The following is a 16,874-nucleotide window of genomic DNA, read 5'->3' on the forward strand; positions in this document are numbered from 1 at the left end:
AACCCACGCGGCGCCTTGTCTGGCTTATGTTTGCGGCGCCGATACCCGTATGTAATGCATGTTACAAAGTGTCGTGGCAGTAATGTGCACCTGTCCGTTAACCGTAGCAATTGCCTTCTTCGGCTAGCCTAAAGAGGCTATGCCTTCCGCCGGGGATCGCCGAGCATTAGCAAAAAGCGCGGACCGAGGCTATTCCGAGGGGGAAACGATGGAAAACCGCGATCCCGCAACCTACGCCATCGTCGGCGCGGCCACGGAGGTGCATCCTGCTTTGGGATGCGGCTTTCCGGAGCCGGTCTGTCCGGCGGCTTTGGGCGTTGAACTCGCATTGCGAACCATCCCGCGCCGGCGTGAGCCGTCACTGCCGATGAGGTATAAAAGTGGTGTTCTGCCCTGCTTAATCTGCGGATCACTTCCAATCTTCTTGCTCGGCTTCGGCATACACAACGGCTTCAAGTTTTCACACTGGCCAGATGGTTCAGCATCGCCCGCAGGCGCGCAGGATCGACCGGTTTATGCACCAGCATGACGCCCGCAGCCTCGACGCTGCGCAGAAGGTCCGGATCGACGTCGCCCGTCACCAGCGCCCGGCCCTTAACGCCGTCCAGACCCGTCAGGAAATCAAGCCCCACAGGCCCTTCCCTCAGCCGGTAATCGCTGATCACCACGTCGAACGCGCTGCCGGCCAGCGCCGCCTTCGCCGCATCGATCCCGTCGGCGATCGTGAAATCGACGCCCCAGCCTTTCAGCAGCAGGGCCAGCGCCTCGCGCACCGCCTGGTCGTCGTCCACGACCAGCAGGCGAAGCCCGCCGAGCGGCCCGGCCGGGCGGGAACCCCCTGTCATCTCGGGCAAGGCCGCTTCGGCGCGCGGTAACCCGAAGCCGAAGCGTGAGCCCTTGCCGGGCGCCGACCGCAGGTCGATGCGCGTATCCAGCAATGCCGCCGTCCGCGCGGAAATGGCCAGGCCCAGGCCCAGCCCCTTGCGCCGGTCGCGTTCCTGGTTGCCGATCTGGACGAACTCTTCAAAAATGCGCTTGCGGTCAGGTTCGGCAATGCCTTCGCCGCTGTCGCTGACCTGGAACACGATCCGGCCGTCCTGCCTGCGCGCCCCGATCACCACCCCGCCCTCGCGGGTATAGCGCAGCGCATTGGCGATCAGGTTCATCAGGATCTGTTCGGCCAGGATTTCGTCGCCAAGGGCCCACAGCCCTGTCGGCACCAGCCGCAAAGACAGCCCCTTTTCGCTGGCCAGGGGCGTGAAAAAGCGGTCGAGCCGGTCGAACATCGGCCGGACGGCGAACGGCCGGACCACCTTGCGCACGGCGCCGGCTTCCAGCCGCGACAGGTCGAGCAGGCCGTTGAACAGGCCTTCCATGGCGGCGATATTGCTCTGGATATGCCGCACGACGGCGGTCTCCTCCTCGCCCAGCCTGAAATTGCCGAGCGCGCCGGAAAACAGGCTGAGGGCGTGCAGGGGCTGGCGCAGGTCGTGGCTGGCGGCCGCCAGGAACTGCGACTTGGACAGGTTGGCGGCCTCGGCCTGGCGCCGCGCCGCTTCGGCTTCATCGCGGGCCTCCTTCATCTCGGCCAGGATCTTGATGTTCTCGAAGCGGATGGCGATGCTTTCACGCATGATACGGCTTTGCAGGCGCGCGAACAGGATGGTCATGACCGCGAAGCCGATCGAGCCCAGGCCCAGGATGACAAAGCCCATGTCACCCATGCGCAACGTCATGATCAGCGCCGTGACGAACATGCTGGCGACGAACGCGTAATAGCTGGGCAGATGGTAGGCGTTGACCGCTATGGAGCCCGCACCGAGACTGTACATGCCGCAGAAGGTCAGGGCGACGGTGATCGGCACATTGGGCACCAGGAAGATGAAGGCGGTGGCGCCCCACACGATTCCGGTAATGAACATGTAGACGGTGTAGCCGAACGCCCAGCGCTTCAGCTCGGGACCCTGCGGCTTCCGGCGGCGGTAGGCGATATAAAGGCCCGCGCGGCCGAGCTGGGTGGCCAGCGTGACCAGCGTCCAGGCGATGATGTGGCCGTGGTCGGCATAGGACCACGCCATGGCGATCAGGCTTATGGCGACGATCGGCACGGCGATGAACGCACCCGGTACGTGGCGGTAAAGGGTAATGATCGCCTCGGCCTCGACCGGGTCGATATCCGGTTTGGTCGTCGGGGTCCGGGTAGTCAGCTGATCAGCCCCTGGCGCCGCGCCTCGAGCACGGCGCGGGCACGGCCCTTGACACCCAGCGCCTTGAAGATGGTCGTCAGATGCGCGCGGACCGTGCGGCCGGCGAGGTTCAGGCGGTTTTCGATATCCTTGTTGGCGCAGCCTTCGGCCAGAAGTTTCAGCACTTCCAGCTGGCGGGCGCGCAGGGGGCCGTCGTGCGCCGTCTCGTCACCGGCATCCTCTTCGAAGCAGATTTCGCCGGCCAGAATCCGGTCCAGCGTCTGCATGATGGCGGCAGGCTGAGCGGTCTTGGACACGAAACCCGAGGCGCCGAGGCTTTGTGCGCGCAGGCGCACGGCGCGGTCGTCCCGGCTTGAGATGACGACGCGCGGCACCAGCGGATCGATGCGCGCCAGCTCCTGCATGGCTTCCAGGCCGTCGGCGTCCGGCAGCAGGATATCGATCAGGATGCAGTCGAAGCCCGGCTGCTCGCGCAAGGTGCGCCGCGCTTCCCCGGCCGTTTCGGCGACCGTCACCGCGAAGCCTTTGCGCAGGGCCCCGCACGATGCGACGAAGCCGCCGCAAAACAGGGGATGATCATCGATGAGGAGAAGGCGGGTCATTGCCGGGGCCGAGGTTTTTGAATAGCACTGTTATAGCGCGGATTCTTCCGGAAGGGAGTCCCTGCCGGACAGCCCTTTCACGCGACGCGCACAGGCGGCAAACCGGCAGCGGATTGCGTAAAATTCATCATTCGTTTGAAAAAAAACGCGCTTATTCACGACACTATCGAAATTTGATGCTGCAATAGCGTTCTTGATGACGACGGATGCGGGCCCGGCTCGCGTGGAAACAGACGCCATGGATGATAATACGCCCCCTCCCTCCGACCGCCGGGACGACACAGCCGCCCCTCATGCCGTTTACGGCGCCGCCCCCGCCAACCTGAGAGGGACGCGAAAGCGAACGCTCGGCACCTGGCTGTGGCCCATCGTTATCCTGGCCGTCGTGGCCGTGGGCGTCCTGTACATCATCGGTCATAACGGCGACGCCCCGGCCAAGTCGCAGGGCGGCGGACGGCGCGGCGGCGGCAACGGCTTCACGCCGGTCGACGCGGTGACCGCTGAGCTCGGCGACATGCCGATCTATCTCGATGCGCTGGGCACGGTGACGCCGACGGCGACCGTCACCGTCCATACCCAGGTCAGCGGCGTGTTGCAGAGCATCAACTTCACCGAAGGCCAGATGGTCACCAAGGGGCAGTTCCTGGCCCAGGTCGATCCCCGTCCCTACCAGGCCGCCTTGATGCAGGCCGAGGGCAATCTGGCGCGCGACCAGGCGCAGCTGGCGGCGGCGCGCGTCGATCTCAACCGCTACAGGACTTTGCTTTCCCAGGATTCGATCTCGCAACAGCAGGTCGATACCCAGGCGGCCACGGTCGAGCAGCTGGAAGGCACGGTCAAGGCCGACCAGGCCAATGTCGCGACCCAGAACCTGAACCTGACCTACGCCCATATCACCGCGCCGATTTCCGGCCGTGCCGGCCTGCGCCAGGTCGATCCGGGCAACTATGTCTCGACCGGCGACAGCAACGGCATCGTCGCCATCACCCAGCAGTCGCCGATCGATGTCGCCTTCACCATTCCCGAAGACCAGGTGCAGACCGTCACCGGCCGTTTCCATGGCGGCAATACCCTGACCGTCTCGGTCATGGATCGCGCCCAGTCGAAGACGCTGGCCAGCGGCCAGCTGCTATCGCTCGACAACCTGATCGACACGACGACCGGCACCCTGCGCGCCAAGGCGCGTTTCGGTAATGCGGACGGCGCCCTCTTCCCGTCCCAGTTCGTCAATGTCCGCATCCTGGTCGACACGCTGCACAATATCGTGGTGGTGCCGTCCTCGGCCGTCCTGCGCGGCCCACAAGGCCTGTTCGTCTACGTCGCCGACAAGCGCGGCGCGGTTCACGTCACGCCGGTGCAGACCGGCCCCGCGGCCGACGACAAGACCGCCATCCTCAGCGGCGTCGAGGCCGGCCAGGTCGTCGTCACGGACGGCACCGACCGCCTGCGCGAAGGCGCCTGCGTCGCCCTGCCCGGCCAGTCGCCCAATATGGGCCAGTTCGGCAAGCGCCGGAACGGCGGCCAAAGCGGAAGCCAAAACAGCGCGTCCGCTTCGTCGGCATCGTCTTCCTCCTCCTCCTCCTCCGATGGCGGTTTCTTCGGCCACCTCTTCGGCGGCTCCTCGTCCTCGGCGGCGGCTGGCGGCAAGGGTAAGGGCGGTTCCAGCCCGTGTGGCGGCGGCAGCGGTTCCGGCCACAAGCACGGCCAGGGACAAGGCCAGGGTGGACAAGCCGGTGCGCCGGCCATGGCGGGCAGCGAGACGAACGGCCCGGCAGCCCCGGCAGAGTCGCCCGGCGGCTGGAAGGGCAAGCACGGCAGTGACGCCTCGACCGGAAGCGGCAATAGCGGTCAGACCGGCCAGGATAATAGCCAAGGGGGCGGCCACGGCGGTGGCGGCGGCCGCATGGCGGGCCTCCTGAAGCAGCTCGACCTGACGCCCGACCAGCAAACCAAGGTCGACGCCATCATGGCCGATGCCCGGCAACAGGCCCAGGGCTCCGACGATCCCGACGCCCGCCACGCCGCCATGCAGGCGGCTATGCAGAAGGTCCAGGCGATCCTCACCCCGGCGCAGAAGGCCAGGTTGCAACAGCTCCGCGCCGCGCAAGACAGCGGCCAGGGCCAGGCGCAATAGCCCGGCACCGTCATGACCGATACGCCAGATACATCCGAAGGCCCAAAGCCCGACGGCTCCAAGCCCAAGGGCCCCAAGCACAGCGTCGACGCCAAGGACAAGCTCAGCGCCTTTTCGCCGTCGCGCCTGTTCATCCTGCGCCCGGTGGCGACGTCGCTGTTCATGGCGGCGATCTTCCTGTCGGGCCTGATCGGCTTTCACCTGCTGCCCCTGTCGGCCCTGCCGGAGGTCGATTACCCGACCATCCAGGTCCAGACCTTCTATCCCGGCGCCTCGCCCGAGGTCATGACCTCGATGGTGACGGCACCGCTGGAGCGGCAGCTGGGCGAGATGCCCAATCTCGACCGGATGTCGTCGGTCAGCTCGGCCGGCGCCTCGGTCGTCACCCTGCAGTTCGGGCTCAACATCTCGCTCGATGCCGCGGAACAGGAAGTCCAGGCCGCCATCAACGCGTCCGGCAACCTGCTGCCGTCGGACCTTCCGGCCCCGCCAACCTACGCCAAGGTCAATCCGGCCGACGCGCCGGTGCTGACCCTGGCCGTCTATTCTCCGACCATGGACCCGACCCAGGTCGAGGACCTGGTCGACACACGCGTGGCGTCGAAGATCAGCCAGATCGAAGGCGTCGGCCTGGTCAGCCTGTCGGGCGGCCAGCGCCCGGCGACGCGCATCCAGGCCAATCCCAAGGCCCTGGCGGCCTACGGCATCACGCTGGAAAACCTGCGCTCGTCGATCGCCGCGGCCAATGTCAACGGCGCCAAGGGCAGCTTCAACGGCAAGACCCGCGCCTACTCGATCGACGCCAACGACCAGATCACCGACAGCAACGACTATGGCCGTCTGGTTATCGCCTACCGCAACGGCAGCGCCATCCACCTGTCGGACGTGGCCGAGGTCGTGCCCGGCGCCGAGAATGCGCAACTGGGCGCCTATGCCTCGACGCGCGAGGGCGATACCGTCAAGACGACGCCCGCCATCATCCTCAACATCCGCCGCCAGCCCGGCGCCAACGTCATCGCGGTCGCCGACCGCATCAAGGCGCTGTTGCCGCACACCTATTGCACCGGAAAGGCGTGCGACAAGGTGACCTCGTCGAGTATCGAGGAAAGCCTGCCGCCGGGCCTGGTCATCACGCCGATGACCGACCGCACCGTCACCATCCGCGCCTCGGTCACCGATGTCGAGTTCGAACTGGGCCTGGCGGTGCTGCTCGTCGTCGCCGTCATCTTCGTCTTCCTCCGCAACGTGCCGGCAACCTTCATCTCGGCGGTGGCGGCCCCCATCTCGCTGGTCGGCGCCTTCGGGGTCATGTACCTGCTCGGCTTCTCGCTCAACAACCTGTCGCTGATGGCGCTGACGATTGCGACAGGGTTCGTGGTCGACGACGCTATCGTCATGATCGAGAATATCAGCCGCTATATCGAGGCCGGTGACGACGCCATGACGGCGGCGCTGAAAGGCGCCGGAGAGATCGGCTTCACCATCATCTCGCTGACCGTATCCCTGCTGGCCGTGCTGATCCCCCTGCTCTTTATGGGCGACGTGGTCGGGCGCCTCTTCCGCGAATTCGCCGTGACGCTTGCCATTACCATCGTCATCTCGGCGGTCGTATCGCTGACCCTGGTTCCCACCCTCTGCGCCCTGTGGCTCAAACACCCCAAGGAACCGAAGAAGGGCTCGCTCGACGAAAAGACGCAAAACTTCATCGACGGCACCATCAAGCATTATGACCGCGGCCTCGGCTGGGTGCTCGACAACCAGGGCCTGACCCTGCTGATCGCCACCATCACGGTCGCCATCACCATCGCGCTCTACATCTTCATTCCAAAGGGCCTTTTCCCGACACAGGACACGGGCGAAATCCAGGGCGTGGTCGAGGCGTCGCAAAGCGTATCCTACACCAAGATGACCGGGCTGCAGCGGCAGCTGGCCGACGCCATCATGAAGGATCCGGACGTCAAGGACGTCTCGACCTTCGTCGGCGTCGACGGCCAGAACACCACGCTCAACGCCGGCCGGGTGCTGATCGAGCTCAACCCGCTGGAACAGCGCCACGGGTCGGCGGCGGCCATCATCCGGCGTTTGCAGGACGAGGTCCGCGTCCCCGGCGTCACCCTCTACATGCAGCCTGTCCAGGACCTGACGATCGACGCCCAGCTGTCGCGCACCCAGTACCAGTTCGCTCTGGAAGGCACCGACCTCAACCTGATTTCGCAATGGAGCGACAAGCTGGTCGACAAGCTGTCGCACCTGCCTCAGGTGACGGACGTCGCCTCCGACATCCAGGCGCAAGGCCTGGCGGCCTATGTCAATGTCGACCGCGACACCGCCGGACGGCTGGGTGTCAGCCTGTCGACTATCGACAATGCACTGTACGACGCCTTCGGTCAGCGCATGATCTCGACCACCTTTACCCAGTCGAACCAGTACCGCGTCATCCTCGAAGCGGCGCCGGAATTCCGTACGGGCCCCGAAGCACTGAACGACATCTACGTGCCGACCTCCGGCGGCGGCCAGACGCCTTTGTCGGCCATCGCCCATATCGAGACGCGCCAGGCGCCGCTGGTCATCAACCATGTCGGCCAGTTCCCGTCGGCGACGATCTCGTTCAACCTGGCGCCGGGCGTGGCGCTGGGCGACGCAGTCACGTCGATCCGCAAGGCCGAGCAGTCGATGGGCGTGCCGATCTCGATCACCACGACCTTCCTGGGCGCCGCCGCGGCCTATGAAAACTCGCTGAACAACGAGCTGTGGCTGATCCTGGCGGCCATCGTCGTCATCTACATCGTGCTGGGCGTCCTGTACGAAAGCTTCATCCACCCGGTCACCATCCTGTCGACCCTGCCGTCCGCCGCCATCGGCGCGCTTATCGCGCTCTGGCTGTTCCATCAGGACCTGGGCGTCGTCGGCATTATCGGGCTGATCCTGCTCTTCGGTATCGTCAAGAAGAACGCCATCATGATGATCGACTTCGCGCTCGACGCCGAACGCGAACAGGGCCTCAGTCCGCGCGACGCCATCCACCAGGCGGCGCTGCTGCGCTTCCGCCCGATCATCATGACGACACTGGCGGCGCTGCTGGGCGCGGTGCCGCTGTTGCTCGGTGGCGGTTACGGCGCCGAGCTGCGCTTCCCGCTCGGCCTGTCGATCATCGGCGGCCTGCTGGCGTCGCAGCTCCTGACGCTCTTCACCACGCCGGTCATCTACGTGACGTTCGACCGGCTGGGGGCGCGCTTCAAGCCGAAGGACCGCTCCGCCGAGCTGGCCGACGCGGAGCCCGCGGAATGAGCCTGCCCGAAGCCTTCATCCGGCGGCCGGTCGCCACCATCCTGCTGACGCTGGGGATCGCGTTGACGGGGGTGGCGGCCTATTTCGTCCTGCCGGTGGCGGCGCTGCCGACGGTGGACTTCCCGACCATTCAGGTGCGCGCCAACATGGCCGGCGCCTCGCCCGAAGTCATGGCGACCTCGGTGGCGACGCCGCTGGAACGGCACCTGGGGCTGATCGCCAACGTCACCGAAATGACGTCGAACAGCACGACCGGCAGCACCAATATCACGCTGCAGTTCGGGCTCAACCGCGACATCGACGGGGCGGCGCGCGACGTGCAAGCCGCGATTGCTGCGGCACGGGCCGACCTGCCCACCGCGCTGCGCTCGAACCCGACCTATCGTAAGGTCAATCCCGCCGACGCCCCGATCGTGGTCCTGTACCTGCAATCGGAAACCATGACGACGGCGCAGATCTACGACGCCGCGTCCAACACGCTCCAGCAAAAATTGTCGCAGATCAACGGCGTCGGCGATGTCAGCCTGGGCGGCGGGGCCGCCCCCGCCGTGCGCGTCGACTTCAATCCGCGGGCGCTGGCCGCCTACGGCATCTCGCCGGAAGACATCCGCGCCGCCATTTCGGCGACCAATGCCAACCAGCCCAAGGGCTATTTCACCGACGGCAACCGCCAGCTCCAGATCTACGCCAATGACCAGGCGATGAAGGCGTCCGACTATGCCGGCCTGGTCATCGCCACGCGCCACGGCGCAAGTGTCAGGCTATCCGACGTGGCGACCGTCTATGACGGACCCGAAAGCACCCAGAACCTCGGCCTGGCCAACGGCAAGGAAGCCATCGTTATCCGCGTCACCAAGTCCCCGGGCGCCAATGTCATCGAAACGGTCGACCGCATCAAGGAAGCCCTGCCGGTACTGCGCGCCGAGCTGCCGCCGCAGATCGACCTCAACCTGGCCGTCGACCGCACCATTACGACGCGCGCCTCGCTGCTCGATGTCGAACGCACGCTCGGCATCTCGACCCTGCTGGTCGTTGGCGTCGTCTTCCTGTTCCTGCGCAACGGCCGCGCCACCGTCATTCCGGCCCTGGCCGTTGTGGTGTCGCTGCTCGGCTCGCTGGCCTTCATGTACCTGTTCCACCTGAGCCTCGACAACCTGTCCTTCATGGCGCTGACGGTGGCCACGGGCTTCGTCGTCGATGACGCCATCGTCGTGCTCGAGAACATCACCCGCCATGTCGAAGAGGGCATGCCGCCGTTCAAGGCGGCGATACGCGGCGCATCGGAAGTCGCCTTTACAGTCCTGTCGATCTCGATCTCGCTGATCGCCGTCTTCATTCCGCTCCTCTTCATGGGCGGGGTGGTCGGCCGGCTGTTCAACGAATTCGCCGTCGTGCTGGCGGCCTCGGTGATGATCTCGCTCTTGGTATCGCTGACCACAACACCCATGCTGTCGGCGCGGCTGATCGACCCTCGCAAGAAGGCGAAGGCCGAAAAGAAGCCGAAGCCCGACAAGGACGGCCGGCCGAAATCGCCCTTTTTCCTCGGCATCTACGAAAAGGCGCTCAACTGGTCGATCGACCACAAGCTGTTCGTGCTGATCGTCCTGTTCATCGTCATCGGATTGAACGTCTATCTCTATGTCATCATCCCGAAAGGCTTCCTGCCGCAGCAGGATACCGGCCAGATCCAGGGGGGCCTGCAGGTCGACCAGGCGTCTTCCTTCGCCCTGACCTCGGCGAAGATGCGCAAGCTGCAGGCCATCGTCGCCTCCGATCCGGCGGTCGAGACGGTCGTCGGCTTCACCGGTTCCGGCGGTGGCTTCACCTTCGGCCAGTTAAAGCCCAAGGCCGAGCGCGGCGGGCTGTCGTCCGACGACGTGCTCAACCGGCTGCGCCCCAAGCTCAGCAAGGTGCCGGGCGCCCAGCTCTACCTCCAGGTCTCGCAGGACTTCCGCGTCGGCGGGCGGCAGTCGAACCTGCAATACCAGTATACGCTGGAAAGCGACGACTCGCGCACGCTCAAGACCTGGTCGGACGCCCTGATGCACGAGATGCAGAAGCGCACCGACGTCTTCGCCGACGTCAGCACCGACCAGCAGGTCAACGGGCTGGCCTCGTACGTCACGGTCGACCGCGCCACGGCGTCGAAGCTGGGGCTGACCTCACAGCAGGTCGACAGCATCCTCTACGACTATTTCGGCCAGCGCCAGGTCTCGAACATCTACGGGCCGCTCAACCAGTATCACGTCGTCATGGAAGCCGACCCGATGTTCGCCCAAGGCCCTGAAGACCTGAGGGGCGTCTACCTGCCGCCCACGTCGGGTGCGTCCGCGACCACGACCTCGCCGGCCAACCAGTTGCGCCTGTCGGCGCCGGCGGTGCTGAACCGCGAAACCTCGGCTGCCTCCGGCATCGACTATACGGGGGCGGCCTCCGAGCTCTACAGCCGCACCCCGGCACCCGCCGCCAATCCCTTCGCGGGCGCGGCCTCCAGCTCCGGACGCGGCGTGGTGGGCGCAGCCGCATCCAACGGCCAGAGCGCCGCGACGGTGGCCAATCTCAGCAACGGCGTCACCGGTTCGACCTCGGCCCTGTCGGGCGCGGGCGTGTCGCGCTCGACGACGGGCGGGGGCGGCGCAGGCCAGGCCCAGACAGGCAATGCCATCACGACCTCGGCCGAGCGCATGATCCCGCTGAGCGACATCGCGACCTTCGCCCTGTCGGCGACGCCCGTTTCGGTCAACCACCAGGACCAGTCGGTCGCGGCGACCCTGTCGTTCGACCTGGCGCCCGGCAAGGCCCTGTCGGACGCCCAGGCCGAGATCGCCGACGCCGTCGCCACCATCGGCATGCCCGGCAGCATCCACGGCAGCTTCGGCGGCACGGCGGCAACCGCCCAGCAGTCCAACAGCAGCCAGGGCCTGCTGATCCTGGCGGCCATCGTCACCATCTACATCGTGCTCGGCATCCTCTACGAAAGCTATGTGCACCCGATCACCGTGCTGTCGACCCTGCCGTCTGCCGGTATCGGCGCGTTGCTGGCCCTGATGGCCTTCCATACGGAATTCTCGCTGATCGCCCTGATCGGCGTCATCCTGCTGATCGGCCTGGTCAAGAAGAACGCCATCCTGATCATCGATTTCGCCCTGGCCCGCGAGCGCGCAGGCTGGTCGGCCGAAGACGCCATCTTCGAAGCCTGCCGCCTGCGTTTCCGCCCGATCATGATGACCACGGCCGCCGCCGTGCTGGGCGCGGTGCCCCTGGCCTTCGGCTTCGGCGAGGGCGCCGAGCTGCGCCAGCCGCTGGGCGTCACCATCATCGGTGGCCTGATCGCCAGCCAGGCCCTCACCCTTTTGACCACCCCAGTGGTCTATCTTTACATGGACAAGCTGCGCCTCAGGTTCGGGCGCAAGAAGCCGAAGCCGGCGCCGGACGGGCACCCGCAACCTTCGGCGACGGGAGCGTAATATGAAGCGTCTGATCCCCTGCCTGCTCGTCGCCACGGCCCTGTCGGGTTGCGCCGTCGGCCCCACCTATCACCGCCCGGACGCACCGACGCCCCAGCGCTATACGGCGCTCGACGGCTGGTCGCAGGCTGCGCCGGCCGACACGGCGCCCAAGGGTGAATGGTGGAGCGTCTATAACGATCCGGTGCTCGACGGGCTGGAACGCAAGGTGACGATCGGCAACCAGAATGTCGCCGCCGCCGAGGCCGTCGTGCGACAGACCGCCGCGACCGTATCGGAAAGCCGCGCCGACCTGTGGCCGACCCTGGGCCTGAGCTTCGGAGCAAGACGCTCGGGCGGCAGCGGAACATCGTCGTCATCGACAACCACCACCTCGGGCAACCGCTTTACCGCCGGGCTCGACGCCGCCTGGTCGCTCGACATCTGGGGCAAGGTCCGGCGTGAGATCGAACAGGCCCGGGCCAATACCGCCGCCGCCCGCGCCGACCTGGCCAATGCGACCCTGTCGGCCCAAGCCACCCTGGCCATCGCCTATTTCGATCTGCGCGCCACCGACGAACAGCAGACCTTGCTGACGGCTACCGCCAACAATTACCAGAAGGCGCTGACTCTGACGCAGAACCAATACAAGGCCGGTATCACCGACCGGTCGGACGTGCTGCAGGCCGAAAGCCAGCTGAAGAGCGCGCAGGCGTCCCTGACGGCCCTGACGCTGCAACGCGGCCAGTACCTGCACGCCATCGCGACCCTGATCGGGGTGCCGCCGGATCAGCTCGATCTCCCGTCGGGCGCCTTGACCACCATCGTGCCGGTAACGCCGCCGGGCGTGCCGTCGTCGTTGCTGCAACGGCGCCCGGATATCGCCGCGGCCGAACGCGCGGTCGCCGCCGCCAATGCCAATGTTGGCATTGCCGAGACGGCCTTCTTCCCGACGCTCGATCTGTCGGCATCGGATTCGGCATCGAGCTCGACCCTGTCGAAGCTGTTCTCGGCGCACAATTCGACCTGGTCGATCGGCGCCGATGTCGCGGACACGCTGATCGAGTTCGGCGCGCGCAGCGCCGCCGTCAAGGGCGCCAAGGCCGGCTACGATGTCGAGGTCGCGCGCTATCGCCAGACCGTGCTGGAGGCCTTCCAGGACACCGAAGATAACCTGCTGGCCCTGCGTGTGCTCTGCGACGAGCAAACCCTGCGCGAACAGGCCGAAGCCTCGGCCGGGCAGGCAGAGACGATCGTGCTCAACCAGTACAAGGTCGGCCACGTCGCCTATTCCGACGTCATCACGGCGCAGAACGCCACCCTGTCGGCCCGCGTCAGCACCCTGACCGTCCGCCGGTCGCGGCTGGAGGCCAGCGTGTCGCTGATCCAGGACCTGGGCGGCGGCTGGGACGCCGGGACATTGTCAGCACACTGACAACGTCCTCTGGCGCGGTCGTCCTTGCGCTTGGTCATGATGTTGCCCGAGCTGCCGCTCCCGCGCGCACCGCTATTTGCACACCGCGCGGCCGCGTGCGATAAAAGGTCATGATCATTTGCCCGACTTTCGTTTTCCTGCACCTCCACAAGTCCGGCGGCACCTTCGTCAACCACATGATGATGACGTGCATCCCCAAGGCCACCCGTGTCGGCTATCACCTGCCGTACAGCGAGATTCCCGAGGCTTTCCAGGCCTTGCCGGTGCTGGGAACCGTGCGCAATCCGTGGTCCTATTACGTCTCCTGGTTCCATTTCCAGCAGGGCCAAGCAAAACCCAACCCGTTGTTCCGGGTAAGCAGCCAGGACGGCAGCCTCGATTTTTCCGCCACCATCCGCAACCTCGCGACACTCGGCGACGACAACGCGCGCATCGACCGGCTGAAGGATGCTTTTCCCGACACATTCGTCAGCCATGGCCTCAACCTGACAAAGGCCTGCATCGAAACGATCCGCGGTAGCGGCCGCGGCTTCTACACCTTTCTGTATGACCGCCTTTATGCGGGTGCGCAGGCTCCGAAAATTCTTCAAATGGAGACCCTGCGGCGGGACCTGCCGGCGAACCTCCCTGGTCTGCGCGGACCGGAAAGGATGCTGGTCCGCGACTTCCTGCAATCGGTGCCGGACCTCAATACGAGCGAGCACAGGCCCTACCGCGACTATTACGACGCGGACCTGCGCGACCTTGTCGCCCGCATGGACGCCCCGGTTATCGACGCCCACGGTTACGCTTATTGAACTTCGCGCAAAATTGGACATAATGATTGGTAATGACCTATCAGGCGTGACTCTCGTCCATGAATTTTGCCCAGGATGCCCAGAAGCTCGGCCGCTTCGACATTTCCGCCCTCAGGGCCATCGTTTCGCAATACGGCGAAGACGACTGGGCCGCCGACGGCCGCCGCCAGGCCGATTTCCGGGCGCACGCCAGCACCCAGACCCTGAAACTGATCGCCGACGCCGACTTCCGGCATACCGATCCGACCGTCCACCCGATTTTTCACGAGCTCGAGCCCGTCATCCGCCCGCTGATGGACCATGTCCGCGGCGCCTATCTGCAGACCCTGCGGCAGCGCCGGGTCGCCGAGACCTGCGGGCCGGGCTACTTCATCCGGACCCTGCTGACACGGCTGCCGGCCGGCGCCGAGATCAAGCCCCACGTCGACGAGGGCGAGTCGCTGAAGCGCTGCCACCGCATCCATGTGCCCATCGTCACCAACCCCCTGGCGGTCTTCTACGTCGGTAAGCTGAAATTCCACATGCCCGAGGGCGAGATGTGGGAAATCAACAACCGCCGCACCCACGCCGTCCGGAACGACGGGACCGAGGCACGCATCCACCTGATCATGGACTATGTGCAGCCCGGCGAAACCGTCTTCGACACCGAAGGGCCACTGACGGCCTGACCCCATAACCTCCAACCCGGACGATCCCATGACCGAACAGTTCACCACGCGCCAGATCTACCTCAAGGACCTGTCCTTCCAGGCCCCGGCGGGCGCGTCCATCTTCACCGACGCCTGGAAGCCCCAGGTCAAGATCGACGTCAAGGTCAGCCATTCCCAGGTCCAGGGCGGCCTTACCGAGGTCGTGCTGACAATATCGGTCGTCGGCACCAATAACGGCGGCACCGCCTTCATGATCGAAGTGCTGCAGGCCGGCATCTTCCATATCTCGGGCTTCGATGGCGAGGCGCTCGACCGCGTCCGGCTCGGCAAATGCCCCGCCCTGCTGTTGCCCTATGCCCGCGAGGTCATCGATTCCACACTGATGCGGGCCCGCTTCCCGGCCCTGATCCTCGACCCTATCGACTTCGAAGCCAACTGGCGCTCACTGAAACAGACCGTCTGACACAGCCGCCGTTTTCAAATTCGAGAATCTTTTCATGGACAAATTCAGCCTTTCAGGTTTAATTGACATGATAACGGTCACATTGGTCAGCACCATATAAAAGATGCTGGCCACGGCGGCCCCAGATGTGTGGAATATCCAGGCCCATGACGGCCATGAAAGACTTGAACAAGCGAATCTATATCGGCGTGGACGGCGGCGGCACCCAGTGCCGGGTCCGCATCCGGGATGGGCGCGGCCATGTCCTCGCCGAGGCCACTGGCGGCGCGGCCAATGTTCGCCTGGGCCAGGATTTCGTCTGGGCCAACATTTCGGCCGCCATCGACGACGCGCTGCAGACGGCCGGCTTGCCGCGCGGCGTCCTGACGGCGGCGTCCGCAGGCTTCGGGCTGGCCGGCGTCCTCAAGCCCGAGGATTGCGCCGGGATCGCCGTCCGCGGTGACGCCTTCGCCTCGCTCAAGATATCTTCGGACGCCCACGCCGCCTGTCTTGGCGCGTTCGGCGGCGAGGATGGCGCTATCCAGATCATCGGCACCGGCAATTCCAGCTACGCCGTGATCGACGGCATTGGTATTCCGCGCGGCGGGTGGGGCTTCGCCCTGGCCGAACGGGCATCGGGCGCCGCCCTGGGGCGCGACGCCCTGCTCGCCGCCTTGCAGGCTCATGACGGATTTGCCGTTCAGACACCTTTCACCCGCGCCCTGATCGATCATTTCGGCGCGCCGGTCGATATTGTCGACTGGTCCGAAAGGGCGACACCGCGGGATTTCGCGGCTCTGGCGCCGATGGTCTTCGCATTTGTGAAAAAGGACGATGCTGTCGCCGTCGCGCTGGCCAACCGGCTGGCGTCCGATTGCGCATTTTATGTCGATGGCCTGATCGCGCTCGGCGCCCCTCAGATCTGTTTGCTGGGCGGACTGGCCCATCTCGTGCGGCCGCTGCTGCCCGCCCGGCTCTCGACCTTTATCGCCGAACCAAGGGGCGATGCGCTGGACGGCGCCCTGCTGCTGGCGCGCCAGGGCCGGGTTGAAGCCAGCCATGATGCCGAAGAGGCCGGATCATGACCCGTGCGCGCCTCGAAGTCTGCGTCGATACGCATGAGGGTCTTGAGATCGCGGCCGCGCACGGCGCCGACCGTATCGAACTGTGCACCTGCCTGAGCGCGGGTGGCCTGACGCCAAGCCTCAGCATGATGGAGGCGGCCAGCCGGCTGGCCTGTCCGACGCGCGTCATGATCCGTCCGCGCGACGGCGATTTCACCTATTCCCACGGCGAAATCGATATGATGCTGCGCGATATAGACACCGTGGCCGCGCTTTCGCTGGAAGGCGTCGTGCTGGGCGCCAACCACGCCGCCGGCCATCTCGACGAAATGGCCCTGGGCCGCCTGGCCGGCCACGCGAAACGCCAGGGACTAAAGGTGACACTGCATCGCAGTTTCGACCTCGCGCCCAACCTCGTCACCGCCCTGGCGATCGCCCGCGATCTGGGCATCGATGCGGTCCTGAGCTCCGGCGGCGAAATGGACGCGCCCTCCGGCGTCAAGACGCTGAAGGCCCTGGTGGCCGCGTCGAAGACGGCCGGAAATCGCATCGAGGTCATGGCTGGCGTCGGTGTCGGATCGAAGACCGTTCGCGAAATCGTTGCCCGGACCGGCATCGCATGGGTCCACGGCTCGTGCAGCCTGCCCCGCGAGATCGTTTCGCAGGAGGCCTTGCGCCTCGGCTACAGTTCGCCCGACCATCGCCGCACCGACCCCGAGGAAATCTCGCGCACGCTGGAAATCCTGGCGGACATAGACGCCGGCCAATCGGCTCAATCCCAGGCAAGACGCGGCGCCGCGCGCGGCTAG

Annotated in this window: 12 protein-coding genes; 10 read left to right on the forward strand and 2 right to left on the reverse strand. The window is 65.8% G+C overall.

The annotated features are described in order from the left end of the window. The first annotated feature begins 208 nt into the window (after positions 1–208). Positions 209–529, forward strand: coding sequence for a GxxExxY protein (locus tag AB8717_RS20750; protein ID WP_443750943.1), 321 nt, complete (start codon positions 209–211; stop codon positions 527–529). Here AB8717_RS20750 and AB8717_RS20755 read toward each other — a convergent pair. After that, a complete protein-coding gene (locus AB8717_RS20755) occupies positions 453–2,108 on the reverse strand; it encodes an ATP-binding response regulator (RefSeq protein ID WP_443750944.1) in 1,656 nt (551 codons plus the stop codon). The two genes, AB8717_RS20750 and AB8717_RS20755, sit on opposite strands and share 77 nt — an antisense overlap. Positions 2,109–2,203: 95 nt before the next feature. Continuing rightward, the gene (locus tag AB8717_RS20760) at positions 2,204–2,809 is read right to left on the reverse strand and encodes a response regulator transcription factor (RefSeq protein ID WP_443750945.1); all 606 of its coding nucleotides are present in this window, start codon (positions 2,807–2,809) and stop codon (positions 2,204–2,206) included. Between the two features lie 238 nt (positions 2,810–3,047). On the opposite strand from AB8717_RS20760, the gene AB8717_RS20765 reads away from it, so the two are divergent. The 9 genes from AB8717_RS20765 (at position 3,048) to AB8717_RS20805 (ending at position 16,874) form a co-directional block, all read left to right on the forward strand. Beyond that, complete coding sequence (locus AB8717_RS20765) at positions 3,048–4,943, forward strand: MdtA/MuxA family multidrug efflux RND transporter periplasmic adaptor subunit (protein ID WP_443750946.1); 1,896 nt, start codon at positions 3,048–3,050, stop codon at positions 4,941–4,943. 162 nt (positions 4,944–5,105) lie between these two features. Continuing rightward, a complete protein-coding gene (locus tag AB8717_RS20770; protein ID WP_443751421.1) occupies positions 5,106–8,231 on the forward strand; it encodes an efflux RND transporter permease subunit in 3,126 nt (1,041 codons plus the stop codon). Continuing rightward, on the forward strand, positions 8,228–11,698 hold the full coding sequence (locus AB8717_RS20775) for an efflux RND transporter permease subunit (RefSeq protein ID WP_443750947.1): 3,471 nt from the start codon (positions 8,228–8,230) through the stop codon (positions 11,696–11,698). Before AB8717_RS20770 ends, AB8717_RS20775 begins: the two co-directional genes overlap by 4 nt. 1 nt (position 11,699) lies before the next feature. After that, a complete protein-coding gene (locus AB8717_RS20780) occupies positions 11,700–13,112 on the forward strand; it encodes an efflux transporter outer membrane subunit (RefSeq protein WP_443750948.1) in 1,413 nt (470 codons plus the stop codon). A gap of 110 nt (positions 13,113–13,222) precedes the next feature. Beyond that, the gene (locus AB8717_RS20785; protein ID WP_443750949.1) at positions 13,223–13,909 is read left to right on the forward strand and encodes a hypothetical protein; all 687 of its coding nucleotides are present in this window, start codon (positions 13,223–13,225) and stop codon (positions 13,907–13,909) included. 59 nt (positions 13,910–13,968) lie between these two features. Beyond that, the gene (locus AB8717_RS20790) at positions 13,969–14,577 is read left to right on the forward strand and encodes an aspartyl/asparaginyl beta-hydroxylase domain-containing protein (protein ID WP_443750950.1); all 609 of its coding nucleotides are present in this window, start codon (positions 13,969–13,971) and stop codon (positions 14,575–14,577) included. Between the two features lie 28 nt (positions 14,578–14,605). Next, on the forward strand, positions 14,606–15,022 hold the full coding sequence (secB, locus tag AB8717_RS20795) for a protein-export chaperone SecB (protein WP_443750951.1): 417 nt from the start codon (positions 14,606–14,608) through the stop codon (positions 15,020–15,022). A 155-nt stretch (positions 15,023–15,177) separates the two neighbouring features. Continuing rightward, complete coding sequence (locus tag AB8717_RS20800; protein WP_443750952.1) at positions 15,178–16,086, forward strand: BadF/BadG/BcrA/BcrD ATPase family protein; 909 nt, start codon at positions 15,178–15,180, stop codon at positions 16,084–16,086. Then, entirely contained in the window at positions 16,083–16,874 is a 792-nt protein-coding gene (locus tag AB8717_RS20805; RefSeq protein ID WP_443750953.1) for a copper homeostasis protein CutC, read from the forward strand. The genes AB8717_RS20800 and AB8717_RS20805 overlap by 4 nt, the downstream gene beginning before the upstream one ends.

The sequence above is a fragment of the Asticcacaulis solisilvae genome (genome assembly GCF_052327315.1).
GTDB classification, from domain to species: Bacteria; Pseudomonadota; Alphaproteobacteria; order Caulobacterales; family Caulobacteraceae; genus Asticcacaulis; species Asticcacaulis solisilvae_B.